The sequence below is a fragment of the Pseudomonas sp. EggHat1 genome, assembly GCF_014892995.1.
In the GTDB taxonomy this organism is placed as follows: Bacteria; Pseudomonadota; Gammaproteobacteria; order Pseudomonadales; family Pseudomonadaceae; genus Aquipseudomonas; species Aquipseudomonas chaetocerotis.
On sequence record NZ_JACKQK010000002.1, the window covers coordinates 180,443 to 206,485 of the forward strand.

Below are 26,043 nucleotides of genomic sequence, written 5' to 3' on the forward strand. Positions count from 1 at the left end.
CAATACAGGGGCCAGCGAGGGGGCATCGCGCCTATAATGGCCGACATGCCTCAATAGATGCCCGGAATCCCCTCTGGTAGGTCGCTGAAAAACTACCTACGTTGCCATTGCTGCGTTAAAAACAGGCTCGTGCGCGAGTCCGATCAGAATGCTCATTTACAACTCGTAAACTGCGCTTTCTCGCCTGTTTTTGCGGGGCCGCCATCGGTGTTGCACTGACTGCCTCGCCTACGTTTTTCAGCGGCCTACTCGCGAGCGGAAACGCGGCCATCGTTCGTCTTCTGGAGACCTCAAACATGCTGCTTCGCGGCCTTTCCTGGCTGGTGCTGTGCCAGTTGCTGGGTACCGTTCTCAATGTCCTGCTGTTACCGATGCTGCCGGGGCCTATCATCGGCATGCTGCTTTTGTTCGTCTTTCTCATGCTGCGCGGCGAGGTGGGGGAACCGCTGAGCGTCGCGTCCAGCAGCCTGCTCAAGTACCTGCCGCTGATTCTGGTGCCACCGGCCGTGGGCGTGATGGCGTACGCCAGCGACATCGCCGCCGACTTCTGGGCGGTGGTCGGTGCGCTGGTGCTGTCGCTGCTGGTGTCGCTGGCCTTCGCCGGCTGGCTGATGCAGAAACTGATCGAGCGTCAGCAGCGCCGGGAGGACGTATGAGTCCTGATTGGCAGGGTGCCTGGCAGGCGCTGACCCATCACCCGTTGTTCGGCATCGGCATCACCCTGGGCGCTTATCAACTGGCCATGGCCGCCTACGAGCGCACCCGCTGGGTATTTCTGCAGCCGGTGCTGGTATCGATGCTCACGGTGATCGGCATTCTGTTGTTGTGCGGCCTGAGTTTCGCCGAGTACCGGGGCAGCGTCGCGGCGCTGACGCTGTTGCTTGGCCCGGCCACCGTGGCCCTGGCGGTGCCGCTGTATCTCAATCTGCGGCGGATTCGCCAGCTGTTCTGGCCGATCATCCTGACCTTGCTGGTCGCAGGCACCTTCGCCACCGTGCTTGGAGCGGGGCTGGCCTGGCTGTTCGGCGCCGAGCGACTGATGCTGATGAGCATGGCGCCCAAGTCGGTGACCTCGCCTATCGCCATGCTGGTGGCCGATCAGATTGGCGGTATCGCGGCGCTGGCGGCGGTGTTCGTGATGATCACCGGGGTCATCGGCGCCATAGTCGGGCCGTCCATTCTACGTCTGTGCAGGGTTCATCATCCGGCCGCGCAGGGCATGGCGCTGGGTATCACCGCGCACGCCGTGGGTACGGCGCGAGCGCTGCAGGAGAGCGACGAATGTGGTGCTTTCGCGGCTTTGGCGATGAGCCTGATGGGGGTGATTACCGCCGTGCTGTTGCCTCTGGCGATTGCTCTGCTGCTGTGAGAGCCTGCCAGGCGATCACTGATGCCCTGGCACCACTGCATTGATAACAGGCTGTGAAACCATGAATCTGCCGCTGTTCCCTCTCAATACCGTACTGTTTCCCGGCTGCGTGCTCGACCTGCAGATATTCGAGGCGCGCTATCTGGACATGATCAGCGGCTGCATGAAACAGGGCAGTGGCTTCGGTGTAGTCTGCATCGTCGAGGGGGATGAAGTCGGCGAAGCCGCCAGTAGTTTCTCCGCTATTGGTTGCGAGGCATTGGTGCGCGACTTTCAGCAGCGCACCAATGGTCTGCTGGGGATTCGTGTCGAAGGCGGGCGGCGTTTTCATGTCGAGCGAGCTCAGGTTATGCCTGACCAACTGACCGTCGCCGAGGTGCAGTGGCTGGAGGAGCAGGCAAACAGCCCACTGCAGGCCGAACATGCCGATCTGGCCGCCCTGCATGCTGCCCTGGCCGAGCATCCGCTGGTGGCTGGCTTGGGCATGACGAGCGTGGTCGCCGGGCAGCAGCAGTTGGCCAATCAGCTGGCCTATCTGCTGCCACTGGAGCCGGCGCAGAAACTGCAGTTACTTCAACTCGATGACCCGGCCCTGCGCCTGGAACAACTGCACGCCATGCTGGAAATGCTCCAGGACAATGCCTGAAGCGACGCGTCAGTAGGAATAACGCAGCAGCGCGGTGGACAGCTGCCAGGTCGCCATGGCGCCCAGTACCGCGAGACAGGCCGGCAGGACGATCCACCACAGGCGCGCCGGTAGCGCCGGCAGCGTTTCCTGGCGCTGACACAGCGCCAGGCTAAGGCCGCAGACGGCTGAAGCCAGCAGGGCGCCGGCGATGATGTCGCTGGGCCAGTGCACGCCAAGGTAGACCCGCGACAAAGCGATCGCCAGAGCCGGCAGGCATGCCACTACCAGCCAGGCCAGGCGCAGTCGCGCCGATTGACCGCGGCCGGCCAGCACTCCCAGCACCAGGAAGAAGGCAAAGGCTGCCGAGCTATGGCCGCTGGGAAAGCTGAACGTGGTCAGTGGCTCACTCAATACGTCGGGGCGCGCCCGGGCAAAACCATGCTTGAGGGTGGTGTTGCCCAGGGCTGTGATCAGTAGCGTCGAACCGGCGAACAGCAGGTGATGCCAGCGGCGAGCCAGCAGCAATAAGGTGCACAGCACCGCTGCTGCTACAAGCTGGATATGGAAGTCGCCTAGTCGTGTGATGGTGCCGATCCAGCGATCGAGATGTGCCTGGCGTTGTTCCTGGACCAGCGTCATCAGGCCTTGATCCAGTGCATCGAGATGCGGCCAGCCAATGACGATGGCTATCAACAGCAACAGGCTGAGGCCGCCCCCCAACAGACTGGCGCGCGGTTTTTCCGCCAGGCTGGCCTGAATGGTCAGCAGCAGGATCATGCCAATACCGGCCAGCAGCACCGCTGCTTCGGTCCAGAAGCCTTCCGCCATTGGCAGGCGCAGGGCGGCACCGGTCGCCCAGCCCGGCAACAGGTAAGCCACCGCCCAGCCGGCTGCCGCCACCAGGCTGACCAGAATGAAACGCAGCAGTGGCATGTTCAGCATGCCGGCTACCAGCGGCAGCATGGGGCGCAGCGGGCCGATGAAGCGACCGACCAGCAGACTGGCCACGCCGTAATGGCGGAAATAGAGCTCGGCGCGCAGGAGCCACTGCGGGTGGTGACGCAACACCGGCAGGCGGCCGATGTTGTGCTTGAAGCGTCTGCCCAGCGAATAGGAAATCATGTCGCCACACAGCGCTCCGGCGTAGGCCAGCAGCAACGTCTGCCACAGCGTCAGTATGCCGCTGCCGGCCAGCAGGGCGACGCTGAACAGCAGCACCACGCCGGGCAGCAGAATACCCACCAGTGCCAGGCACTCGAGCAGGGCGATAAGGAAGATTGCCAGGCCCAGCCATTGCGGGTTGCCACTCAACCAGGTGGTCAGGTTGTCCAGCCAGGCGCTCATCGCTCTGCTCCCGAAACGCTCAATAATTGATAATCACGCCCTTCGACCTGCCCACGGCGCAGAGGGTTGCGTGTGCAATGGCGGGCGTAGGCAGCATCAACGAAACGGTAGGGCAGATGTTCGTCGCGGCCCTTGGGAATACCCAGTCGTGCGCACTGGATGATCGTATGCGGTCGTTCTCCGACATCCTCGACGAACAGCTGCTGTGGGTCGAAGCGGCGCGCATCCCAGTCCGGTACTTTCAGGCCCAGCGCCTTGCACAGTAGTGTCTGTCCGGCGCACAGGCGTTCGGGGGCGCGGGGCTGGCCGAGGCTGCTCGGGTTGTTGCGTTGCATAGCCGCCAGGGCATCGGGGCCGCTGAAGGCATCGACCCAGGGATGCGCGGATTTGATCAGCACCGCGTTGCCGGGCCCATGGGCACTGAAGTTCAGCGAATCGCCGCCGCGCGCGTAGTACATATAGATGTGCCCGCCATCAGCGAACAGTGCCTTGCGCTTCTCGGTGTAGCCGAGCGATGCGTGGCTGCCCTTGTCGACCAGGTAATAGGCCTCGGTCTCGATGATCCGCGCGCTCAGCCATAGCGCGCCGACGCGATGGCGGATGACCTTGCCGAGCAACTCGCGGGCCAGCAACCGCGCGTCGCGGTCGAAGAAGGTATCGGGCAATGGCCTGGCGTCGGGCCAGGGCACACTGATGGTGGGTTCGACTGCTGTCATCTGTCGTATGGGGGCTAGGTCTCGGGCGGCGAGCATAACAACAAGAAGCTTAAAAATGCCTGAACGTTCCTGCTCCCGTCGTGCCCATGTCTGCCCCTTGGCGCGTTACACCCGCGACGTCCGGCATTGCCCAGCATTCATCACCTGAAGGGCGAGCTGCCTACCGCTTGCCAGACGCCGCTGGGCGTGGACTTGCGAGCCCGCTATAATCAGCCCCTTTTTCCAATTGCCAGACCTCCGCCGCCATGACCGAGTCCGTGCACGACTACATGACCCGCCTGGGCCAGGCCGCCCGCCAGGCCTCGCGGGTGCTTGCCCGCGCCAGCACCGCGCAGAAGAATCGCGCGCTGCAGGCGGCTGCCAACGCCCTCGACGCCGCTCGCGCCGAGCTTGCCGCCGCCAACGAACTGGACTTGGCTGCCGCCCGCGCCAACGGTCTGGAGCCGGCCATGGTCGACCGCCTGGCGCTGACGCCAAAGGTGATCGACAGCATGATCGAAGGGCTGCGCCAGGTTGCGACCCTGCCTGACCCGATCGGCGAGATTCAGGGCATGCGCTACCTGCCGTCCGGTATCCAGGTCGGCAAGATGCGCGTGCCGCTGGGCGTTATCGGCATCATCTACGAGTCGCGTCCGAACGTGACCATCGATGCGGCCAGCCTGTGCCTGAAGTCCGGCAACGCCACCATCCTGCGCGGTGGCTCCGAGGCCATTCATTCCAACCAGGCGATTGCCCGCTGCATCCAGCAGGGGCTGGCCGAGGCCGATTTGCCGGCGGCTGCCGTGCAGGTGGTGGAAACCACTGACCGCGCTGCGGTCGGTGAGCTGATCACCATGCCCGAATACGTCGACGTCATCGTGCCGCGCGGTGGCAAGGGTCTGATCGAGCGCATCAGCCGCGACGCCAAGGTGCCGGTGATCAAGCACCTGGATGGTGTCTGCCATGTTTACGTCGATGTCGCTGCTGATCTCGACAAGGCCATCCGCGTCTGCGACAACGCCAAGACCCAGCGCTACTCGCCATGCAACGCCATGGAAACCCTGCTGGTGCACCAGGCTATCGCCGCGCGCGTGCTGCCGCCGCTGGCCGCCATCTACCGCGACAAGGGCGTGGAGTTGCGCGGTGACGCCGCCACCCGCCAGCTGCTCGGCAGCGATGTGCTGGAAGCGAGCGAGGACGACTGGTTCGCCGAGTACAACGCACCGATCCTGGCCATTCGCATCGTCGATTCGCTGGATGCGGCCATCGAGCACATCAACCATTACGGCTCGCAGCACACCGACTCGATCATCACCGAGAACTTCAGCGATGCCCGGCGCTTCCTCACCGAGGTGGATTCCGCTTCGGTGATGATCAATGCCTCGACCCGCTTTGCCGATGGTTTCGAGTACGGCCTGGGTGCGGAGATCGGTATCTCCACCGACAAGCTGCACGCACGCGGCCCGGTTGGCCTGGAGGGCCTGACCAGCGAGAAGTACGTGGTCTTTGGCGATGGACACATTCGCACATAAATGAAACGGATCGGCGCCCGACGCATCGGCCTGCTCGGCGGTACCTTCAACCCGGTGCATATCGGGCATCTGCGTGCCGCACTGGAAGTGGCCGAGTTCATGGCGCTGGACGAGCTGCGGCTGATTCCCAGCGCCAGACCGCCACATCGCGACACGCCGCAGGCAACGGCCGAGCAGCGTCTGGCCATGGTCGAACTGGCGGTGGCTGGCGAGATGCGGCTGACGGTCGATGACCGCGAGCTGCGCCGCGACAAACCGTCGTATACGGTCGACACGCTGGAGTCGGTGCGCGCCGAGCTGGCGGCGGACGATCAGTTGTTTCTGCTGCTCGGCTGGGACGCTTTCTGCGGCTTGCCGAGCTGGCATCGCTGGCAGGAGTTGCTCGAGCATTGCCACCTGCTGGTATTGCAACGGCCGGATGCCGACAGCGAGGCGCCCGAGGCGCTGCGCGATCTGCTGGCCGCGCGCAGTGTAAGCGACCCGCTGAGCCTGCAGGGTGCTGGCGGGCAGATCAGTTTCATCTGGCAGACTCCGCTGGCGATTTCCGCCACGCAGATTCGCCACTTGCTGGCAACCGACCGCTCGGCGCGATACCTGCTGCCGGATGCGGTACTGGCCTACATCCAGGCGCACGATCTGTACCGTGCGCCCAATGCTTGAAACGTCGCGCATGTGCGCTGGCGTCCATTACACGAGGCAAATGAGTCATTTATGAGCAAGCAGAACATACCCAGCGAAGAGCTGGTCAAGATCGCCGTGGCGGCGCTGGAAGAGATCAAGGCGACCGACATCACCGTGATCGACGTCAAGGACAAGACCAGCATCACCGACTTCATGGTGATTGCCAGCGGTAGCTCCAGCCGTCAGGTCAAGTCGCTGGTGGAGAACGTGCTGGAAAAGGTCAAGGAGCAGGGCGTGCGCCCGATCGGCAGCGAAGGTCTGGACAGCGGCGAATGGGCTCTGCTCGACCTGGGCGACATCGTCGTGCACGTGATGCTGCCTACCGCGCGCCAGTTCTATGACCTCGAACGCCTGTGGCAAGGCGCCGAGCAGAGCCGCGCTCAGCACAGCGCCGAGTAAGCGCAAACCGTGCGGATCAAACTGATCGCCGTCGGTTCGCGCATGCCGCGCTGGGTCGAGGAGGGCTGGCAGGAGTACGTCAAGCGTCTGCCTGCCGAATTACCGCTGGAACTGGTGGAAATCCCTCTCAATACCCGCGGCAAGAATGCCGACGTCGCCCGCCTGATCCGTCAGGAAGGCGAGGCCATGCTGAGCAAGGTGCAACCCGGCGAACGTATCGTCACGCTGGAGGTCCATGGCAAGCCATGGAGCACCGAGCAGTTGGCCGCGGAGCTGGATCGCTGGCGTCTTGATGCGCGCAACGTCAACCTCATGGTCGGCGGCCCGGAAGGGCTGGCGCCGGAGGTCTGCGCGCGTAGCGACCAGCGCTGGTCGCTATCGCCACTGACCCTGCCGCATCCGCTGGTGCGTATCCTGCTTGGCGAGCAGATCTACCGAGCCTGGACCGTGCTGTCCGGCCATCCGTATCACAAGTGATCACCTAGTCATGCCGCAGCCGATTCGCCTCAAGGATCACGAAAAGGACGCTCGCCTGGTCAAGCGCCGGGTGCTCGTCGGCGGCGCGGTGATCATCCTGCTGACCTGCGTGCTGATCTTGCGCATGTACTATCTGCAGGTGATTCAGTACGAGCATCACAGCACCCTGGCGGAAAACAACCGCATTCACGTGCAGCCGTTGCCCCCGACCCGTGGGCTGATCTACGACCGTAATGGTGTGATCATCGCTGACAACCGGCCGAGCTTCAGCCTCACCGTGACCCGCGAGCGCGCCGGTGACTGGCGCGGCGTGCTCGATACGGTGGTCGAGGTGCTGGAGCTTTCCGAGGAAGAGCGCGCGCTGTTCGAGCGTCGGGTGCGCCAGGGTCGGCGCCCGTTCGAGCCGGTGCCGATCCTGTTCGAACTGTCCGAAGAGCAGATCGCTCGCATCGCGGTCAACCAGTTCCGCCTGCCGGGCGTCGAGGTGGCTGCGCAACTGGTGCGGCACTATCCGCAGCAGGAACACTTCGCTCATTCGGTCGGCTACGTCGGGCGCATCAACGAGCAGGAGCTCAAGCGCCTGGATCCAACCGACTACGCCGGTACGCACCATATCGGCAAGACCGGTATCGAGCGTTTCTACGAGGAAGAACTGCACGGCGAAGTCGGCTACGAAGAGGTCGAGACCAACGCCCGTGGTCGCGTGCTGCGTGTGCTCAACCGCGTCGATCCGAAACCGGGCAAGGACATCGTCCTCAGTCTCGACGTGAAGCTGCAGGAGGCGGCGGAGAATGCGCTTGGCGGTCGCCGTGGGGCCGTGGTGGCCATCGATCCGAACAGCGGCGAAGTTCTGGCGATGGTCAGTCAGCCCAGTTTCGACCCCAACCCTTTCGTCACCGGCATCAGTTTCAAGGCCTATGGTGAGTTGCGAGACTCCATCGACCAGCCTTTGTATAACCGGGTATTGCGCGGTCTCTATCCGCCGGGGTCGACCATCAAGCCCATGGTCGCCGTGGCGGGTCTCGATGCGGGTGTGGTCACCCCCACTACTCGGGTGTTCGACCCCGGCTTCTATCAGTTGCCCAATCACAGCCACAAATACCGCAACTGGAACCGCAACGGTGACGGCTGGGTCGATCTGAACCTGGCCATTGCGCGCTCCAATGACACCTATTTCTACGATCTGGCGCACAAGATGGGCGTCGACCGCATGCATGACTACATGAGCCGTTTCGGCCTCGGGCAGCGCGTGGCGCTGGACATGTTCGAGGAAACCGCCGGCCTGATGCCTTCGCGTGACTGGAAGCGGGCGCGTTATCGCCAGCCGTGGTACCCGGGCGAGACGCTGATTCTTGGCATCGGCCAGGGTTACATGCAGACCACGCCGCTGCAGTTGGCGCAGGCCACCGCGCTGATGGCCACGCGCGGCAAGTGGATTCGTCCGCACCTGGCCAAGAGCGTTGACGGCCGCCAGCCTGTCGACCCCAACCCGATCCCGGATATCGTCCTGCGCGATCCCAAGTTCTGGGACTATGGCATCCATGGCATGGAAGAGGTACTGCACGGTGCCCGCGGGACGGCGCGCAAGGTCGGTGATAGCGCCGTCTATCGCATCGCCGGCAAGAGCGGTACGGCGCAGGTGGTGGCGATCAAGCAGGGTGAAAAATACGACCGCAACAAGGTACAGGAGCGCCACCGCGACCATGCGCTGTTCATTGGCTTCGCTCCTGCGCAGAAGCCGCAGATCGCCGTGGCAGTGATGGTCGAGAACGGTGAGTCAGGCTCTGGCGTTGCCGCACCCGTGGTCAAGCAGGTGATGGACGCCTGGCTACTGGATAAGGAGACCGGTCAGCTCAAGGCCGAGTTCGCGTTGCCCACGCCTGCCGAGGTCAGTCAGCGATGATCAGTAATTTCGACCGTACCCTGTCCGATGAGGACGTACTGCGTCGTCGCGCCAGTCTGTTGCAGCGTATGCACATTGATGGCTGGTTGCTGTTGCTGTTGCTGATTCTGGGTGCCGGCAGCCTGTTCATTCTCTATTCGGCCAGTGGCAAGAATGTCGACCTGCTGCTCAGGCAGGCATCGTCCTTCGGCCTCGGCATGGTCGCGGTGATTGTGATCGCCCAGTTCGACCCGCGCTTCATGGCGCGCTGGGTGCCTCTTGCTTACGTGGCGGGTGTCGCCTTGCTGATGGCGGTGGAGGTGATGGGCCATACGGCGATGGGGGCGACACGCTGGATCAATATCCCAGGCGTGATCCGCTTCCAGCCCTCGGAGCTGATGAAAATCATCATGCCGATGACCATTGCCTGGTATCTGTCACGGCATAACCTGCCGCCACGTTTCAAACATATCGTCGTCAGCCTGACGATGATCGGCATCCCCTTCGTGCTGATCCTGAAACAGCCGGACCTGGGCACCTCATTGCTGATTCTCGCCTCGGGAGCCTTCGTGGTGTTCATGGCTGGCCTGCAGTGGCGCTGGATAATCGGTGCCGCCGCTGCCGTTGTGCCGATCGCGGTGGGTATGTGGTACTTCGTCATGCACGACTATCAGAAGCGTCGCGTGCTGACGTTCCTCAACCCGGAAAGCGATCCGCTGGGGTCGGGCTGGAACATCATCCAGTCCAAGGCGGCCATCGGTTCCGGCGGCGTATTGGGCAAGGGCTGGCTGCTGGGTACCCAGTCGCACCTGGATTTTTTGCCGGAAAGCCACACGGACTTTATCATTGCCGTGCTCGCGGAGGAGTTCGGCCTGGTCGGCGTCTGTCTGTTGTTGCTGCTGTATCTGCTGTTGCTGGCGCGTGGCCTGGTGATTACCGCCCAGGCGCAGACGCTGTTCGGCAAGTTGCTGGCAGGGGCGCTGACCATGACCTTCTTTGTCTACGTATTCGTCAACATCGGCATGGTCAGCGGGCTGCTGCCGGTGGTTGGGGTTCCGCTGCCCTTCATTAGTTATGGCGGAACCCATCTGGTCACGCTGTTGTCAGGCTTCGGGATATTGATGGCGATCCACACTCACAGAAAGTGGATCGCTCAGGTTTGATTTTGGGGGTTTTGAGTCAATGCATTCTTTGCGTAGTTGGGCTGCTCGTACGTTCATCGGAGTCGGCGTCGCCGGCGTGCTCGGCACAAGCGTCCAGGCGCTGGCTGCCGATTACGACGGCTCGCCGCAGGTAGCCGAGTTCGTCGAGGAAATGACCCGTGACTATGGCTTCGCCAGTGAGCAACTGGTCAGCCTGTTTGCCGAGGTAGAGCGCAAGCAGGCGATTCTCGACGCCATTTCGCGTCCGGCTGAAAAGGTCAAACCCTGGAAGGACTATCGCCCGATCTTCATCACCGACAAGCGTATCGCCCAGGGTGTCGAGTTCTGGAACAAGAACCAGGCGGTGCTGGAGAAGGCCGAAGCCGAGTACGGCGTGCCGCCGCAGTTCATCGTCGCCATCATTGGCGTGGAAACGTTCTACGGCGGCAATACCGGCAGTTGGCGGGTGATGGATGCACTGTCGACCCTGGCCTTCGACTACCCGCCGCGTGCGCCGTTCTTCCGCAAGGAACTGCGTGAGTTTCTGCTGCTGACCCGTGAGGAACAGGTCGACCCGATCACCCTCAAAGGCTCTTACGCGGGTGCCATGGGCCTGCCGCAGTTCATGCCGAGCAGTTTCCGTGCTTACGCCGTGGACTTCGACGGTGACGGTCATATCAACATCTGGAGCAACCCCACCGATGCCATTGGCAGTGTTGCCAGCTATTTCAAACGCCACGGCTGGCAGGCCGGCGGTCAGGTCGCCAGTCGCGTCGAAGCCAGCGGTGCTCGCGTCGATGAAGGTCTGACGCAAGGCCTGGACCCGATGAAGAACGTCGCCGAGCTGCGCGAGCTGGGCTGGAAGAGCGAAGACAAGCTGGCCGAGGATTTGCCGGTGACGGCGTTTCGTCTGCAAGGCGCGGAAGGTGACGAATACTGGTTCGGTTTGCCCAACTTCTTCACCATCACCCGCTACAATCGCAGCGTGATGTATGCCATGGCGGTCAACCAACTGGCCGAATTGCTGGTCGAAACGCGGGGTAATCGATGAGTGCGTCCAAACTGCTGCCACTGGCAGTCTGCGTAACGGCAGCGCTGTTGCTGGCGAGCTGTTCTTCCAAGCGTGCACCGCAGCCTGTGGTGACGCCCGGTCAGTCTGCCGGTATCTCTGGCCCGGAGGATTTCAACCGACCACACAGGGATGGCGCGCCCTGGTGGGACGTCGACGTCTCGAAGATTCAGGACGCCATCCCCATGCCGCATTACGGGCCGGTCAAGGCCAGCCCTTATGTGGTGTTCGGCAAGCAGTACTACCCGATTCAGGACGCCCGTCGCTACCAGGCGGTCGGTCCGGCTTCCTGGTACGGCACCAAGTTCCATGGCCAGGCCACTGCCAACGGCGAAACCTACGATCTGTACGGCATGACCGCAGCGCACAAGACATTGCCGCTGCCCAGCTATGTACGGGTGACCAACCTCGAGAACGGCAAGGTCGTGATCCTGCGGGTCAACGATCGTGGGCCGTTCTATTCGGACCGCATCATCGACCTGTCCTTCGCTGCGGCGAAGAAGCTCGGCTATGCCGAGAAAGGCACGGCGCGAGTCAAGGTAGAAGGCATCGACCCACATGAGTGGTGGGCACAGCAGGGCCGCCCGGTCCCGCTGGTGCTGGCCAACAATCAGCCGGCCAAGGCCGCTGTCGCCCAGCCCGTGGCGCAGCCTGTGCCGCAGGTCGTCGAACAGTACGCGCCGCCGCCCGAGCAGCACGCCGCTGCGGTGGTGCCCGTGCAGATCGACGCAAAAAAAAACGATTCACTCGGAGCCTCTGGCCTGTATCTCCAGGTGGGAGCCTTCGCCAATCCGGACGCTGCGGAGCTGCTCAAGTCCAAGCTGAGCCAGACCAGCAGTGTGCCGGTGTTCATCAGCTCAGTGGTTCGCGACCAGCAGATCCTGCATCGGGTCCGAATGGGGCCGATCAGCAACCAGGGCGAGGCTGAGCAGCTGCAGAGCAGCGTGCGCCTGGCCAACCTGGGGCAGCCCACGCTGGTGCGCGCCGACTGATGGCAACTTAACCGGCTTTTGCCGGACTAAATCCGAGGCTCGCCTTGATCGCGAGTCGAAAGATGGCCCTTCGGGGCCGTACAACCCAAGCAATGATTTTTCGAGAGACGGATGAACATCACCAGCTTCGTGCAACGTGCTTCACTGGTACTGACCCTTCTGGCCGCGCCACTCGCAATGGCCAACCAGCAGGTGGTGCCTGCGGCGCCGCAACTGGCCGCGAAATCCTACGTTCTGATGGATGCCGCCAGCGGTAACATCCTGGTCGAGAACAATGGCGACGAGCGCCTGCCGCCCGCCAGCCTGACCAAGCTGATGACCGCCTACATCGCCACCCTGGAAATCCGTAACGGCAAGATCGGCGAGCAGGATCTGGTGACCATCAGCGAGCACGCCTGGCGCACCGGCGGTGCCGCCTCCGGTGGCTCCACCATGTTCCTGCCGCTGAACAGCCAGGCGACAGTCGACGACCTGCTGCACGGCATCATCATCCAGTCCGGCAACGATGCCAGCATCGCCATCGCCGAGTACATCGCCGGTAGCGAAGATGCCTTCGCCGACATGATGAACGTCACCGCCGAGCGCCTCGGTATGAAGAACAGCCACTTCATGAATGCCACCGGGCTGCCGCATCCCGAGCACTACTCCAGCGCTCATGACATGGCCATTCTGGCCCGCGCAATCATCGATGAAGACGCCGAGCATTACGCGATCTACTCGCAGAAGGAGTTCCTCTGGAACAACATCAAGCAGCCCAACCGCAACCTGCTGCTGTGGCGTGACCGCACTGTCGACGGCCTGAAGACCGGCCACACCCAGGAAGCCGGTTTCTGCCTGGTGGCCTCGGCCGTGCGTGATGGCGCGCGCATGATCACCTCGGTATTCGGTACCGACAGCGAGCAGGCCCGCGCAGCGGAAACCCAGAAACTGCTGACCTACGGCTTCCGTTTCTTCGAAAGCCGTACCTTCTACCAGAAGGGCGCAGAACTGGCGCAGGCCACCGTCTGGAAAGGTGCTGCGAATCAGGTCAAGGCTGGTCTGGCTGAAGACCTGACCATGACCTTGCCCAAGGGGCAGCTGGAAAAGCTGCAGGCCAGCATGGTCCTCAACCCGCAGCTGATCGCGCCGATCCAGCAGGGCGACGTGATCGGCAAGGTCGAAGTCAAACTGGGTGATGAAGTGGTACGCAGCACTGACCTGGTAGCGCTGGAATCGGTAGAAGAGGGCGGTCTGCTGCGTCGCCTGTGGGACAGCATTCGCCTGTTCTTCTTCGGCCTGTTCAACTGATTTAGCCTGGCCGCTCCAACTCGGGGCGGCCCTCTTATGGACGGGCCACAAGCCCGCTGATGCCATGACCGACAACGATGTTCAACCGCCAAAAATCGAATTCCCCTGCGAGCGTTACCCGATCAAGGTGATCGGTACCGCCGGTGAGGGTTTCACCGACCTGGTGATCGAAGTGATCCAGCGTCACGCCCCGGATCTGGATGCCTCCACGCTGGTGATGCGTGACAGCCGCAACGGCAACTTCCTGTCCGTTCAGGTGCTGATCACGGCCACCGGTGTCGAGCAATTGCAGGCGATTCACGTCGACCTGCGTGCCACCGGCCGCGTGCACATGGTGCTGTGACACCCATGCCCGAGCTTGTCGTCCGTCATCTCGGGCTGGTCGACTACCAGCCCACGCTGGAGGCCATGCGCCAGTTGACCCGTGAGCGCGATGCACAGGCCCCGGACGAGATCTGGTTGCTGCAGCATCCCAAGGTGTTCACCCAGGGCCAGGCTGGCAAGGCCGAACATGTGCTCGCGGCGGGCGATATTCCGGTGATTCAGGTCGAGCGCGGCGGGCAGGTGACCTATCACGGTCCTGGCCAATTGGTCGCCTATCTGATGCTCGATCTGCGTCGCCTCGATCTCGGCGTGCGTGAGCTGGTGACTGCCATGGAGCAGAGCCTGGTCGAGCTGTTGGCCGGCTATGGCATCGAGGCCGCGCCCAAGGCGGATGCGCCGGGCGTATACGTGGCGGGTGACAAGATCGCCTCGCTGGGGCTGCGCGTCAGCCGTGGCTGCTCGTTTCATGGCCTGGCGTTGAACGTCGATATGGACATGTCGCCCTTTCTGCGCATCAATCCATGCGGCTATGCCGGGCTGAAGATGGTGCAGATGCGTGACCTGCTGCCATCGCCACCCGCATTCGACGAGGTAGCGCAACGTCTGGAACAGGCGCTGCGTAGCAGGCTGGGTTACGCCTAGGGTCTTGGCGGCTCGGTATTCGCGATTTTTCGGTGCGCGCGGCTCACCCTACGGATGATCGCGCCAAGCCTAGGGTGCGCCGCGCGCACCAATGAGGCTGCAGCATGGCGCCCCCTGGCGGCCAGCAACGAAAAAGGGACGCCGAGGCGTCCCTTTCGTTTGCTGTGATGACCTGTCTCAGTTCAGATTCAGCGCCGGAATCAGGCTGGCGTTGATCTCCTGGCCGGGCACCGGTACGGGGGCAGCGAGGCCCAGGTTGTTCTTCTCGAACACGCGATCAGCGCGGTAGCTGGAGCGCACCAGCGGGCCGGCGGCGACTTCCATGAAGCCTTTCTCCAGGCCGATTTCACGGAAACGGTTGAACTCTTCAGGGCTGACCCAGCGTTGCACCTTGAGGTGGTTGCGTGTGGGTTGCAGGTACTGGCCGAGGGTGAGGATATCCACGCCGATGGCGCGCAGGTCATCCATGGTTTCCAGGATTTCCTCGTCGGTTTCACCCAGGCCGAGCATCAGGCTGGTCTTGGTCAGCACGTCAGGACGGTGCTTTTTCGCGTGTTCGAGCACCTTGAGGGTCTTCTCGTAGCCGGCGCGCGGGTCGCGTACCACGTAGGTGAGGCGTTTGACCGTCTCGACGTTCTGCGCGAAGACTTCGAGACCGGAGTCGACGACGCGCTCGATGGCCTGGTGATCGCCATCGAAATCCGGGGTCAGGGCTTCGACCACCACCTGCGGGGTGTTTTCCTTGATTGCACGCACGCAGGCTGCATAGTGGCCGGCGCCGCCGTCTTCCAGGTCGTCACGGTCCACCGAGGTCAGCACGATGTAACGCAGGGCCATCAGCTCCACCGACTTGGCGGTGTTCTGCGGCTCTTCCAGATCCAGCCAGCCATTGGGGTTGCCGGTGTCCACGGCGCAGAAGCGGCAGGCGCGGGTGCACACCGAGCCCATCAGCATGATGGTGGCCGTGCCGTTGGACCAGCACTCGCCCATGTTCGGGCAGTGCGATTCCTGGCAGACGGTGCTCAGGCGATGTTCGCCGACGTTGCGTTTGACCGCCTCGAAACGGCTACCGCCAGGCGCCTTGACCCGCAGCCACTTGGGCTTGGGTTCGAAGACCTGGGGTTCGGCCGAGGCACGGCGCTTCTGACCATCCTTGATCGCGGTGATGCCTTGGGCGGTGCGAAATTTTTCGCCGCTGGCGACGGATTTGGGCGAGGAGGTGTCGGACATCGGAAATCTGGGCTCCGGTAGAGGCTCCGTGGGCAGGTGGCTTTTGGCCGCCGGCCAGTCTACCACAGAAGGTGTATGCAGACGCTGGGGCCGCCTGTCGACAAAACACCGCAAGGGCGTTTCCCGGGGCAAGGCGCTCGCCAGTGATGGCAAGCGCCCGGGGCCAGCGCATGGATTCAGCGTGTGCGCAGCTGTTGCAGCAGTTGGGTGTTGGGGTAGCCATCGGCTGGCCAGTTCAACTGCAGTTGCAGGGCGCGAATGGCCTTGCGCGTATTGGCGCCGATGATGCCGTCGGCCGGGCCGGGGTCGAAGCCGGCCTGGGCCAGCAGTTCTTGCAGCTCGACACGTTCACTGCGCCCCAGTTGGCGCTCACCTCGCGGCCATTGCCCCTTTATTTCACTGGCGCGCAGCAGGTTGTCGGCGAGCAGGCCGATGGCCAGCGCGTAGGACGTGGAGTTGTTGTACTTGAGGATGCTGCGGAAATTGTCCAGCAGCAGGAAGGCCGGCCCTTGATGTCCGGCGGGCAGCTGCAGGCTGGCGCGGGCATTGGCGGGGGTACCGGTCGGTGCCAGCGGACGAATGCCGAGCTCTGCCCATTCGGCCAGCGTGCGGCGCTGATCCGGGTCGGCCAGGGCGTAGTCGAAGCCGTTCGGCAGACTCACTTCGAATCCCCATGGCTGGCCACGCTGCCAGCCGGATGCCTGCAGATAGTGGGCGGCCGAGGCCAGGGCGTCGGTCGAGGAATTCCACAGGTCGCGCTTGCCGTCGCCGTCGAAATCGACCGCATGCTGGTTGTAAGTGGTGGGCATGAACTGGGTCTGGCCCATGGCGCCGGCCCAGGAGCCGATCATGCGTTCGCTGGGTACATCACCGTTCTGCAGGATTTGCAGTGCGGCCAGCAACTGAGCACGCCAGAAGCCCTGGCGGCGACCGTCATAGGCCAGTGTGGCGAGGGAGCGGATTACGCTGTGGCTACCGATGTTGTTGCCGAAGTTGCTCTCAAGTCCCCAGATGGCCACCAGGATCTGCGCTTCGACGCCATATTGCTGCTCGATGCGTTGCAGCACGGTGTTGTGTTGGGCCAGCAATACCCGGCCGCGACCGATGCGGCTGGAGGAGACGGCACCATCGAGGTATTCCCAAACCGGGCGTGTGAACTCGGGCTGGCTGCTGTCGGCCTTGAGCACCGCAGGGTCAGGGGTTACGTCAGCGAATACGCGATCGAACAGCGCCGCATCGATGCCGGCGGCAATCGCTTCGCCACGCATTGCCTGCTGCCAGTCGGCGAAACTGGGCAAGGGGTTTTCGGCTGTAGTCTGGAGCGCTGCGGGGGCTGTGGCGCTAGGCAGGTTTTCCGCCGGGGCCTGGGCGCAGGCCGCCAGCAGCAGAAGAGGAAGCAGAGCCAGGACGCGACGAGGAAGCTGGTGTGGCATGTCTATCTCAGGACGTTTAAGCAGGCGGTTACCTTAGCATGCTCGGGCAACAGTCAGGGCTATCAGTGAATCAACATACCCCATAAAGCAAGAAGCCTCCCAAGTGTGGGAGGCTTCGCGGCGGTAGCTGCCTTTGCCTTTCTGCGGTCGTTCCTGGCGGGAGCGAAACAGTGGCTGGGCGACGATGGATTTGGCCTTGTTCGGCCGTTTGCCGGTTTTCTTGCTCATGGCATTTCCTCATGCAGGCTGGCCTGCGCCAATGCAGGCGGCGAAGACTATGCGCCGCTGTACAGAAAATGTCCAGACGGGGGCGTAGGGCGGGTGCAACCCGCCATCATCGGGTGGCGGGTTGCACCCGCCCTACGGAGAAAGACGCAGCCGTTGCCCGGAGAGTTGCAGGGTCAGCATGGCCAGCTCGCTCCACGGATTGCCAGCCGCCTGGCCTTTGATCTGCGCATCTATCAGTTGCGCCTGCTGCAACAACTCGCCCCAGCGTTTGCTGCTGTGACGCTGCAAGGCTTTGGAAACCAGCGGCCTGCGTTTGTCCCAGACGGGCGGACGGGCGCTGGAGAAGGCCTTGTCCAGCGGTATGCCCTGGCTCTGCTGATGGGCGATGCCGGCCAGCAGGCGAATCTCGCGGGCCAGTGCCCAGAGGATCACCGGGGTTTCCACGCCCTCGCCGCGCAGGCCTTCGAGCATGCGCAGGGCATGTGCAGCGTCGCCGCCGAGGGCACAGTCGATCAGGCCGAAGACATCGAAGCGGGCGCTGTCGGCCACCGCCGCCTGTACGGTCTCGGCATCGACCTGATTGCCGTCGGCGAGCAGCTTGAGTTTTTCCACTTCCTGGGCGGCGGCCAGCAGGTTGCCCTCCACCCGAGCGGCGATCATGTCCACCGCATCGGCGCTGGCGCTCAGGCCGGCCTGAGCGAGGCGCTGACGAATCCACTGCGGCAACTGGTTGGCGTCTACCGGCCAGATCTGAATGAACTGGCTCACCTGACCGTCGATCAGCGCCTTGGCCCATTTGGATTTCTGCGTGCTGCCGTCGAGCTTGGGCAGGCTCAGCAGCAGGACGGTGTCCTCGGGCGGGCGGGCCAGGTATTCGAGCAGGGCGGCTGTACCCTTGTCGCCTGGCTTGCCGGAAGGCAGGCGCAGTTCCAGCAGGCGCTTTTCGGCGAACAGCGACAGGCTGGCACCCGCTTGCAGCAGGTTGCCCCAGTCGAAGTTGGCTTCGGCATTGAACACCTGGCGTTCGCCGAACCCCTGCTGGCGGCAGGCATTGCGAATGGCGTCAGCGGTTTCCTGGCACAACAGCGGCTCGTCGCCGCTGATCGCATAGACAGGTGCGAGAGCGCCTTGCAGGTGTTTGCCGAGTTGCGCGGGGGCGAGCTTCATCGAGGTGATGTCATCAGACGGGCATGGCGTCGGGCCGCAGTTGCGGCCCTTGGGCCTTTAGCGGGACGGCAGTTCGATCGGCGACTGCTGTGGTGCGACCTGGCTCTCGCGAGCCCGGCGCTCTGCTTCCAGTGCTTCGGCTTCGGCCTTGGCGCGGGCTTCGGCGGTCTGTTGCAGTTGGTCCAGTCGCTCGGGCGTGATCTGCTGCAGGCTGAACATCAGTTGCTGGATCATTTCACGGCGCAGCTCGCTGCGCAGCTGAGCCGCTTCCTGGTCGGAGCCGGCCAGGTTGTTGTCATCCTGCTGGTAGTAGTTCTGTACTTCCACCTTGTTGCCGGTCAGCAGCAGGTTCTTCGCACCGCGGATCTCGTATTCCAGGCCCATGGTCAGCTCGTACTCGGCGGTACGGGCGCCGCTGCTGTAGCTGGCGCCGCGACGATCTTCGGTTTCACGGCTGATCACCAGCTTGTAGGGCGCGCCGGAGTAAACGCGAACGTCGTTGTCTTGCAGTACTTCACGTACTTGCTGCACGGTGTCACCGTAGGCATCGCGCGCGCTGACGTCGAGTTCCTTGAGGGCGAACTGCACATCGCCAGTGCCACGCAGCTGGAAGCCGCATGCGCTGAGCAGGCCGGCCAGGCCGATGACCAGCAGATTCCGTTTCATCATTCTCATATCCCCTTGGCGGATCACGGCGCCACACATGTGTGGCGCCGAGCTTAATCAGTTGGCGACTATGTTGACCAGCTTGCCCGGTACCACGATGACCTTGCGAATGCTCAGGCCTTCGGTGAAGCGCAGCACGTTCTCGTTGGCGCGGGCGGCAGCTTCGACGTCCTCGCGGCTGGCGCTGGCCGCCACGATGATCTCGCCACGCAGCTTGCCGTTGACCTGTACCACCAGGGTCAGGCTGTCCTGCACCAGAGCGGATTCGTCGACCTGCGGCCACTGCGCATCGATCACAGCATCGGCGTGACCCAGGCGTTGCCACAGTTCGTGGCTGATATGCGGGGTGATCGGCGCGAGCAGCAGGGTGACGATCTCCAGGCCTTCCTGCACCAGCGCGCGATCCTGCTCTGTCGCGGTGGCGGCTTTTTCCAGTACGTTCATCAGCGTCATCACCTGGGCGATGGCGGTGTTGAACTTGTGGTGCTGGCCGATATCGTTGCTGGCCTGCTTGATCGCCAGGTGAATGGCGCGGCGTACAGCCTTCTGCTCGTCGCTCAGGCTGGCGGCATCCAGCTTGCCCGGCAGACCGGCGCTGACATGGCCCTGAGCCAGGCGCCAGACGCGACGCAGGAAGCGGTTGGCGCCTTCGACGCCGGCATCCGACCATTCGCAGCTCATGTCGGGCGGCGAGGCGAACATCATGAACAGGCGGCAGGTGTCGGCGCCGTACTGGTCGATCATGTCCTGCGGGTCGACACCGTTGTTCTTCGACTTGGACATCTTCTCGGTGCCGCCGATTTCCACTGGCAGACCGTCGCTTTTCAGCTTGGCGCCGATGACCTTGGCCTTGGCGTCACGCTCGACCTCGACATCGGCCGGGTTGAACCAGTCCTTGCCGCCATTTGCCAGGGTGCGGTAGTAGGTTTCGGCGACCACCATACCCTGGGTCAGCAGGTTCTTGAACGGCTCGTTGGAGCTGACCAAACCTTCATCGCGCATCAACTTGTGGAAGAAGCGCGCATACAAGAGGTGCAGGATGGCGTGCTCGATACCGCCGATGTACTGGTCCACCGGCAGCCAGTGGTTGGCCGCCTGAGGATCGACCATGCCGCCCTCGTAGTTCGGGCTGGCATAGCGGGCGAAGTACCAGGACGATTCCACGAAGGTGTCCATGGTGTCGGTTTCGCGCTTGGCCGGGGAGCCGCATTTCGGGCAGCTGCATTCGTAGAACTCGGGCATCTTGGCCAGCGGCGAGCCGGCGCCGTCCGGCACCACGTCTTCGGGCAGCACGACCGGCAGTTGGTCTTCCGGCACCGGTACGTCGCCGCAGCTGTCGCAGTGGATGATCGGGATCGGGCAGCCCCAGTAACGCTGGCGGCTGATGCCCCAGTCGCGCAGGCGGAACTGGGTCTTGCGCGCGCCGTGCTCGCGGGCTTCCAGATCACCGACGATGGCGTCGAAGGCGGCGCCGAAGTCCAGGTTGTCGTACTTGCCGGAATTGATGGTGGTCAGACCGGCCTTGTCGCCATACCAGTCCTGCCAGGTGCTGGCGTCGTAGTCCTTGCCCTCGCCGGTATAGACCTGCTGGATCGGCAGGTCGTACTTGTTGGCGAATTCGAAGTCGCGCTCGTCATGTGCCGGCACGGCCATCACTGCACCTTCGCCGTAGCCCCACAGCACGTAGTTGGCGACGAATACAGGCAGCTTGTCGCCGGTCAGCGGGTGGATGACGAACTGGCCGGTGGCCAGGCCTTTCTTCTCCATGGTGGCCATGTCGGCCTCGGCCACGGAGCCGGCCTTGCATTCGGCGATGAAGGCGGCGATCTGCGCACTGCTTTCGGCGGCACGCTGGGCCAGCGGGTGCTCGGCGGCCACGGCGACGTAGGTGGCGCCCATCAGGGTGTCGGGGCGAGTCGAGTAGACCTTCAGTTGCCCCTCGATACCCACGCTGGCGACGTCGTAGTCGAAGACGATGTCGGCACCGAAGCTCTTGCCGATCCAGTTGCGCTGCATGGTCTTGACCTGCTCTGGCCAGCCATCGAGCTCATCCAGGCTGCTCAGCAGCTCTTCGGCATACGCAGTGATCTTGAAGTAGTACATCGGGATTTCGCGCTTCTCGATCAGCGCGCCCGAGCGCCAGCCACGGCCGTCGATGACCTGCTCGTTGGCCAGTACGGTCTGGTCAACCGGGTCCCAGTTGACGGTGCCGTTCTTGCGGTAGATCACGCCCTTTTCGAACAGGCGGGTGAACAGCCACTGCTCCCAGCGGTAGTAATCCGGCTTGCAGGTGGTGACTTCGCGTGTCCAGTCGATGGCCAGCCCCAGCGATTTGAGCTGGGACTTCATGTAGGCGATGTTCTCGTAAGTCCATTTGGCCGGCGCCACCTGGTTCTTCATCGCGGCGTTTTCCGCCGGCATGCCGAAGGCGTCCCAACCCATCGGCTGCAGCACGTTCTTGCCCTGCATGCGCTGGTAGCGCGCGATCACGTCACCGATGGTGTAGTTGCGCACGTGCCCCATGTGTAGCTTGCCGCTGGGGTAGGGGAACATCGACAGGCAGTAGAAGGTGTCCTTGCCAGGCTGTTCGCTGACGACGAAGGATTTCTGCGCGTCCCAATGGGACTGCGCGGCGGCTTCTATTTCACGGGGCGAGTACTGTTCGTGCATGGCTCTGGCGCTGAAGGAATGGGGCTTGCGGAAAACGTCGTAGCATACATGAGCGCCGTCTATCGAGGGAAACCCAGATTGTGCTGCGTCCGCCGTTTGTCGCGGCGCCGGGCTGCGTGCGGGGCCTTCGCTAAGCTTTATTCAAGGCCCGCGGTTGTCGGGGCTCGCGAGGTGTTAGATGGCGGATGCACGGCAAGTGGAGCGGGGTGGTGGCCTTTACGAGCGACTGCTGCAAAGGCTTGCCCTGGCGCTGGAGGAAGCCGATACCGCCAGCCGCCTGCATGCCGAGCCGCTGCGTGAGCTGGAACTCGATGGGTTGAGCCCGGCGGAGCTGGATCTGATTCGAGCCTATCTCAACCGTGACCTGAACTGGTTGCGTGGCTGGCATGCGGCGGCCGAGGAGTTGGCGCTGATCCAGCGCCAGCCAATGCGCGTGGGCAAGGGCCTTTCTGCCGGCCCTATGGCCAAGGCAAAACCCCTGCTCAAGCGGCGCCAGGCCTTGTGTTGTGCTCTCTGCGGTACGCCGGTGACCTGGCAGCGAGGGCAGAACGCCCAGGCCTGTCAGGCCTGCGGCTCGAAGTTGTTTCGTAGCGGTAATCCCCGCTAGCTGCCTCGCCTCGGACTTCCTGCATCCATGCAGTCGTCGCCTGCGGTTTAAGCAGCCTGATAGGCTTGGGCGCCCAGGAGGTGCCTGATGCCGATTCGCTACATCCTCAAACAACTGTTGATGCCGCCAGGCGTCCTGCTACTGCTGATGCTGTTGGGTTGGTGGCTGCGCCGTCGGTTTCCCCGGATTGCGATGGCTTGTTTCGCGACAGGTTTTTGCGGGCTCTGGCTGATGAGCCTGCCGGCGGTGATGCAGGCGGGGGCTCGACTGCTCGAGCGTGAGCCGGTGCTGGAGGAGGCGCAATGGGCGACGCTGGCGCAGCGTGCCGACGCCATCGTGATTCTCGGTGCCGGGCGTGAGCAGAACGATCCGGGCTGGGGGCGCACCGATCAGCCCGGTCTGATGGCGTTGGAGCGATTGCGCTATGCAGCTCGCCTGGCACGCGCGTCCGGCCTGCCATTGGCGGCAACCGGTGGCCTGCACTACGACCAGCCGCCCAGTGAAGCGGTGTTGATGGCCGATGCCATGCACCGGGACTATGGGCTGAAGATCCGCTGGCTGGAGGAGCAGAGCCGCACCACTTGGGAAAATGCTCAACTGAGCGCTGAGCTGTTACAGCCTCAAGGCGTTCGTCGTGTGGTGCTGGTGACACAGGCCTGGCACATGCCGCGTGCGCGCTGGAGTTTCGAGCAGGCCGGCTTCGAAGTGATCACGGCGCCGATGGGCTATCTCAGTGCCGGCTACGAGCGCCCGCTGGGCGGCTGGTTGCCGGAGTCGAGAGTGATCTGGCAGAGCAGTCAATTGCTCAACGAAGCCATCGGTTTGTTGGCGTACCCCATCGTCTACGGGAAGCAGTAGAGCGTACTCGCCGCAGGCTGTACGCCTGCGGATTCTGGGTTCCGTGGGCTGGTGGGCTGCTCGCTTCGCTCGCGAGGCCACCCTACAGCCTGTAGCCCGGATGAAATCCGGGGAATCCTGGCGCCTGATTCCCGGATTGCATCCGGGCTACACCGCTTCTATACCGTCTTGGCCATGCGGCTGGCCAGCAGTGCCCAGCCCAGCAACAGGGCGCAGAGAATCGCCAGCGGCCAGATGCGCCATTGCAGATAGGGCGTGAGCCCCTGCATGGGCAGCACTTCGCCGTAGAGCACGCCTTGTTCGAACTGCGGTAAGCCGAACTGGATACGTCCTTGCGGGTCGATTACCACGGTCATGCCGTTGTTGGTGGCGCGGATCATCCAGCGTCCGGCCTCCAGTGCGCGCATCTGCGCCATCTGCAGGTGCTGCAGCGGGCCGATGGAGGTGCCGAACCAGGTGTCGTTGCTCACCGTGAGGAGGATCTCGCTGTCCGCTGCCAGTGCTGCGGCGAACTCCGGGTAGACCACTTCATAGCAGATGAAGGGGGCGATGCGATGCCCCTTGGCCAGCAGCGGCGGCTGGTCGGTGGGGCCGCGGGCGAAGTCGGACATCGGCAAGTCGAAGAAGGCGATCAAGCCGCGCAGCACTTCCTGCAGAGGGACGTATTCGCCAAATGGCACCAGCTTCTGCTTGAGGTAGGTGCCCTGGCCCTCACCAAAGCTGGTGATCGCATTGTAATAGCGAATCTCCCCGCGCTCGTTGGACTGGCGCACCGGCACGCCGCTGATCAGTGCACTGTTACGATCACGGGCGAAGCGATCCATCACGCCGATGTAGCCCTGGGCCATGTCCTTGAGCACGGGGATCGCCGTTTCCGGCCAGACCAGAATGTCGACCCGCTCGGCGCTGAAACTGAGGTCGCGATACAGCGCCAGCTGCGCGTTGAGGTGGGCCGGGTCCCACTTCAGGTTCTGCTCGACGTTACCTTGCACGGCGGCAACCGTAAGGCTATTGCCTGCGGCGCGGGTCCAGTGGTGATCCTTCAGCGCCAGGCCGACGATCCAGGGACTCAGCAACAGGAGCAGGGCGCAGACGTAGCGTGGTTTGTGCTTGCGCAGGCGCTCCAGATTGATGATCAGCGCTGCCGACAGGGCGATGACGAACGACGAAAGCCACACGCCGCCAACCGGTACGAGGCCGCTCAGCGGGCCGTCGAGCTGGCTGTAGCCGGCATAGAGCCAGGGAAAGCCGGTGAGGAACCAGCCACGAAACACTTCCTGTGCGACCCATAGCGCGGCGAACGCCAGGGCGTCGGCCAGTGGTGCTTCGTTGCGGCGTATCCAGCGCGCCCATAGGGCGCCAGTCAGGGCGAACAACAGGCCCAGGCCGGCGACGAAGCCCAGGGTGAGAATGCCGGCCAGTGCCGGTGATGCAGCACCGTAGTCGTGGATGCTGACATATACCCAGCTGGTTCCGGCGGCGAACAGGCCAAAGCCGTAGCTCCAGCCGCGCAGCGCTGCCTGGCCGGGGCGCAGATGGCGCAGGCCGAAATACAACAGGGCAATGGAAAGCACGGCCAATGGCCAGAGATCGAAAGGCGCGAGCGCCAGGGTGGTCAGGGCGCCAGCGCCGCAGGCGAGCAGGTGGCCGGGCCAGCCCGGGCGAGTGATCCATTGCAACATGAGCAGATCCTTGGAATCGGGGTGGCGCAAGGGTAGGGGCAGGCAGTGGCGGGCGGCAAGTGGTAGGGATGTTCTGAAAAAGCCACTTATCGTCACTCCCGCGAAGGCGGGAGCCCAGGTGATCCGCTGGTTCTGGATGCCCGCCGGTGCGGGCATGACGGCTTTTTCAGTGATTCCCTGGCCCGGATACCAGCCGTCAGCGGCTGACTGGGGTCAGGCGCAGCAGGTGGATGCGGCGGCTGTCGGCGTTGAGCACGCGGAAGCGGAACTCGCCGATCTCGGTGACTTCGTTGCGCTTGGGCAGGTGGCCGAAGGCACTCATCACCAGGCCACCGACGGTGTCGTACTCGTCGTCGGAGAACTGGCTGTCGAAGGTTTCGTTGAAGCTGTCGATGGGCGTCAGCGCCTTGATCAGGTAGTCGCCGGAGGGCAGCGGCTTGATGTAGCCGTCTTCCTCGACATCGTGCTCGTCTTCGATGTCACCGACGATCTGCTCGAGTACATCCTCGATGGTCACCAGGCCGGCAACACCGCCGTATTCGTCGATGACCACGGCCATGTGGTTGTGGTTGGCGCGGAACTCGCGCAGCAGCACGTTCAGGCGCTTGGACTCGGGCACGAAGGTGGCCGGGCGCAGTAGGTCCTTGATGTTGAAGTTGGGTTGTTCACCCTGCAGGATCAGCGGCAGCAGATCCTTGGCCAGGAGAATGCCAATGACGTCGTCGAGGCTCTCGCCGATCACCGGGTAGCGCGAGTGCGCCGCGTCGATGATGGCGGGCAGGAACTCGCGGGGCGTCTGGCTGGCCTTGATGCTGATCATCTGCGAGCGCGGCACCATGATGTCGCGTACCTGCAGGTCGGCGACCTGAATGGCGCCTTCGACGATGGCCAGTGCTTCGCTGTCGAGCAGCTTGTTCTGGTGGGCTTCGCGCAGGACTTCCAGCAGTTCCTGGCGGTTTCTCGGCTCATGAGCAAAAGCCTGGGTCAGCTTGTTGAACCAGGACTTCTGCTCGTTGCTCGATCGGTCTTCGCTCATGGC

Annotated in this window: 25 protein-coding genes and 1 pseudogene; 16 read left to right on the plus strand and 10 right to left on the minus strand. The window is 63.4% G+C overall.

Annotation, left to right across the window (positions count from 1 at the left end; all coding sequences use genetic code 11):
* Window positions 1–296: 296 nt before the first annotated feature.
* The 3 genes from INS93_RS05055 to INS93_RS05065 all read left to right on the plus strand — a co-directional run bounded on the left by INS93_RS05055 (window position 297) and on the right by INS93_RS05065 (window position 2,015).
* A complete protein-coding gene (locus tag INS93_RS05055; protein ID WP_003463039.1) occupies window positions 297–656 on the plus strand; it encodes a CidA/LrgA family protein in 360 nt (119 codons plus the stop codon).
* The gene (locus tag INS93_RS05060) at window positions 653–1,369 is read left to right on the plus strand and encodes an LrgB family protein (protein ID WP_160017103.1); all 717 of its coding nucleotides are present in this window, start codon (window positions 653–655) and stop codon (window positions 1,367–1,369) included. The genes INS93_RS05055 and INS93_RS05060 overlap by 4 nt, the downstream gene beginning before the upstream one ends.
* Window positions 1,370–1,430: 61 nt before the next feature.
* A complete protein-coding gene (locus INS93_RS05065) occupies window positions 1,431–2,015 on the plus strand; it encodes an LON peptidase substrate-binding domain-containing protein (protein ID WP_192980541.1) in 585 nt (194 codons plus the stop codon).
* A 9-nt stretch (window positions 2,016–2,024) separates the two neighbouring features.
* On the opposite strand, the gene INS93_RS05070 is transcribed toward INS93_RS05065, so the two are convergent.
* Window positions 2,025–3,341 (minus strand): bifunctional DedA family/phosphatase PAP2 family protein, encoded by a 1,317-nt coding sequence (locus INS93_RS05070; protein WP_192980542.1) that lies wholly within the window; start codon window positions 3,339–3,341, stop codon window positions 2,025–2,027.
* Window positions 3,338–4,057 (minus strand): DNA-3-methyladenine glycosylase, encoded by a 720-nt coding sequence (locus INS93_RS05075; protein WP_192980543.1) that lies wholly within the window; start codon window positions 4,055–4,057, stop codon window positions 3,338–3,340. The genes INS93_RS05070 and INS93_RS05075 overlap by 4 nt, the downstream gene beginning before the upstream one ends.
* A gap of 245 nt (window positions 4,058–4,302) precedes the next feature.
* Here INS93_RS05075 and INS93_RS05080 point away from each other — a divergent pair, with 245 nt between their 5' ends.
* From INS93_RS05080 to lipB, 11 genes are all read left to right on the plus strand, one after another.
* Window positions 4,303–5,568, plus strand: coding sequence for a glutamate-5-semialdehyde dehydrogenase (locus INS93_RS05080; protein WP_192980544.1), 1,266 nt, complete (start codon window positions 4,303–4,305; stop codon window positions 5,566–5,568).
* Window positions 5,569–6,228, plus strand: coding sequence for a nicotinate-nucleotide adenylyltransferase (gene nadD / locus INS93_RS05085; RefSeq protein ID WP_192980545.1), 660 nt, complete (start codon window positions 5,569–5,571; stop codon window positions 6,226–6,228).
* A 66-nt stretch (window positions 6,229–6,294) separates the two neighbouring features.
* Entirely contained in the window at window positions 6,295–6,648 is a 354-nt protein-coding gene (rsfS, locus tag INS93_RS05090) for a ribosome silencing factor (protein WP_003240193.1), read from the plus strand.
* Window positions 6,649–6,657: 9 nt separating this feature from the next.
* Window positions 6,658–7,125, plus strand: coding sequence for a 23S rRNA (pseudouridine(1915)-N(3))-methyltransferase RlmH (rlmH, locus tag INS93_RS05095; RefSeq protein WP_192980546.1), 468 nt, complete (start codon window positions 6,658–6,660; stop codon window positions 7,123–7,125).
* A gap of 10 nt (window positions 7,126–7,135) precedes the next feature.
* Window positions 7,136–9,028: a penicillin-binding protein 2 gene (gene mrdA / locus INS93_RS05100; protein ID WP_192980547.1), complete on the plus strand. Its 1,893-nt coding sequence runs from the start codon at window positions 7,136–7,138 to the stop codon at window positions 9,026–9,028.
* A gap of 38 nt (window positions 9,029–9,066) precedes the next feature.
* Window positions 9,067–10,170 (plus strand): rod shape-determining protein RodA, encoded by a 1,104-nt coding sequence (gene rodA, locus INS93_RS05105; protein ID WP_192980708.1) that lies wholly within the window; start codon window positions 9,067–9,069, stop codon window positions 10,168–10,170.
* 19 nt (window positions 10,171–10,189) lie between these two features.
* The gene (gene mltB, locus INS93_RS05110; RefSeq protein WP_192980548.1) at window positions 10,190–11,200 is read left to right on the plus strand and encodes a lytic murein transglycosylase B; all 1,011 of its coding nucleotides are present in this window, start codon (window positions 10,190–10,192) and stop codon (window positions 11,198–11,200) included.
* Window positions 11,197–12,210 (plus strand): septal ring lytic transglycosylase RlpA family protein, encoded by a 1,014-nt coding sequence (locus INS93_RS05115; RefSeq protein ID WP_192980549.1) that lies wholly within the window; start codon window positions 11,197–11,199, stop codon window positions 12,208–12,210. The genes mltB and INS93_RS05115 overlap by 4 nt, the downstream gene beginning before the upstream one ends.
* 111 nt (window positions 12,211–12,321) lie before the next feature.
* Window positions 12,322–13,497 carry a D-alanyl-D-alanine carboxypeptidase family protein gene (locus INS93_RS05120; RefSeq protein ID WP_160017114.1) on the plus strand — a complete coding sequence of 392 codons (1,176 nt, stop codon included), beginning with the start codon at window positions 12,322–12,324 and terminating at the stop codon, window positions 13,495–13,497.
* A 64-nt stretch (window positions 13,498–13,561) separates the two neighbouring features.
* The gene (locus INS93_RS05125) at window positions 13,562–13,840 is read left to right on the plus strand and encodes a DUF493 domain-containing protein (RefSeq protein WP_192980550.1); all 279 of its coding nucleotides are present in this window, start codon (window positions 13,562–13,564) and stop codon (window positions 13,838–13,840) included.
* Window positions 13,841–13,845: 5 nt separating this feature from the next.
* Window positions 13,846–14,463, plus strand: coding sequence for a lipoyl(octanoyl) transferase LipB (lipB, locus tag INS93_RS05130; protein ID WP_192980551.1), 618 nt, complete (start codon window positions 13,846–13,848; stop codon window positions 14,461–14,463).
* 177 nt (window positions 14,464–14,640) lie between these two features.
* Here the strand turns inward: lipB and lipA are convergent, their stop codons facing one another.
* The 6 genes and pseudogenes from lipA to leuS all read right to left on the minus strand — a co-directional run bounded on the left by lipA (window position 14,641) and on the right by leuS (window position 21,857).
* Window positions 14,641–15,693 (minus strand): lipoyl synthase, encoded by a 1,053-nt coding sequence (gene lipA, locus INS93_RS05135; protein ID WP_192980552.1) that lies wholly within the window; start codon window positions 15,691–15,693, stop codon window positions 14,641–14,643.
* Between the two features lie 176 nt (window positions 15,694–15,869).
* Window positions 15,870–17,126 (minus strand): lytic murein transglycosylase, encoded by a 1,257-nt coding sequence (locus tag INS93_RS05140; RefSeq protein ID WP_192980553.1) that lies wholly within the window; start codon window positions 17,124–17,126, stop codon window positions 15,870–15,872.
* A gap of 81 nt (window positions 17,127–17,207) precedes the next feature.
* Window positions 17,208–17,354 (minus strand): annotated as a pseudogene (gene arfA / locus INS93_RS05145) (alternative ribosome rescue factor ArfA); the annotation flags it as partial.
* 132 nt (window positions 17,355–17,486) lie between these two features.
* Entirely contained in the window at window positions 17,487–18,521 is a 1,035-nt protein-coding gene (holA, locus tag INS93_RS05150) for a DNA polymerase III subunit delta (RefSeq protein ID WP_192980554.1), read from the minus strand.
* Between the two features lie 57 nt (window positions 18,522–18,578).
* A complete protein-coding gene (gene lptE / locus INS93_RS05155) occupies window positions 18,579–19,190 on the minus strand; it encodes an LPS assembly lipoprotein LptE (RefSeq protein ID WP_160017121.1) in 612 nt (203 codons plus the stop codon).
* Window positions 19,191–19,244: 54 nt separating this feature from the next.
* On the minus strand, window positions 19,245–21,857 hold the full coding sequence (gene leuS / locus INS93_RS05160; RefSeq protein WP_192980555.1) for a leucine--tRNA ligase: 2,613 nt from the start codon (window positions 21,855–21,857) through the stop codon (window positions 19,245–19,247).
* Window positions 21,858–22,035: 178 nt separating this feature from the next.
* On the opposite strand from leuS, the gene INS93_RS05165 reads away from it, so the two are divergent.
* Window positions 22,036–22,464: a hypothetical protein gene (locus INS93_RS05165; RefSeq protein WP_192980556.1), complete on the plus strand. Its 429-nt coding sequence runs from the start codon at window positions 22,036–22,038 to the stop codon at window positions 22,462–22,464.
* Window positions 22,465–22,551: 87 nt separating this feature from the next.
* The gene (locus INS93_RS05170) at window positions 22,552–23,322 is read left to right on the plus strand and encodes a YdcF family protein (RefSeq protein ID WP_192980557.1); all 771 of its coding nucleotides are present in this window, start codon (window positions 22,552–22,554) and stop codon (window positions 23,320–23,322) included.
* A 158-nt stretch (window positions 23,323–23,480) separates the two neighbouring features.
* On the opposite strand, the gene lnt is transcribed toward INS93_RS05170, so the two are convergent.
* Both lnt and INS93_RS05180 read right to left on the minus strand, forming a co-directional pair.
* Window positions 23,481–25,004: an apolipoprotein N-acyltransferase gene (gene lnt, locus INS93_RS05175; RefSeq protein ID WP_192980558.1), complete on the minus strand. Its 1,524-nt coding sequence runs from the start codon at window positions 25,002–25,004 to the stop codon at window positions 23,481–23,483.
* A gap of 196 nt (window positions 25,005–25,200) precedes the next feature.
* Window positions 25,201–26,040 carry an HlyC/CorC family transporter gene (locus tag INS93_RS05180; protein ID WP_072424410.1) on the minus strand — a complete coding sequence of 280 codons (840 nt, stop codon included), beginning with the start codon at window positions 26,038–26,040 and terminating at the stop codon, window positions 25,201–25,203.
* Window positions 26,041–26,043: the final 3 nt, after the last annotated feature.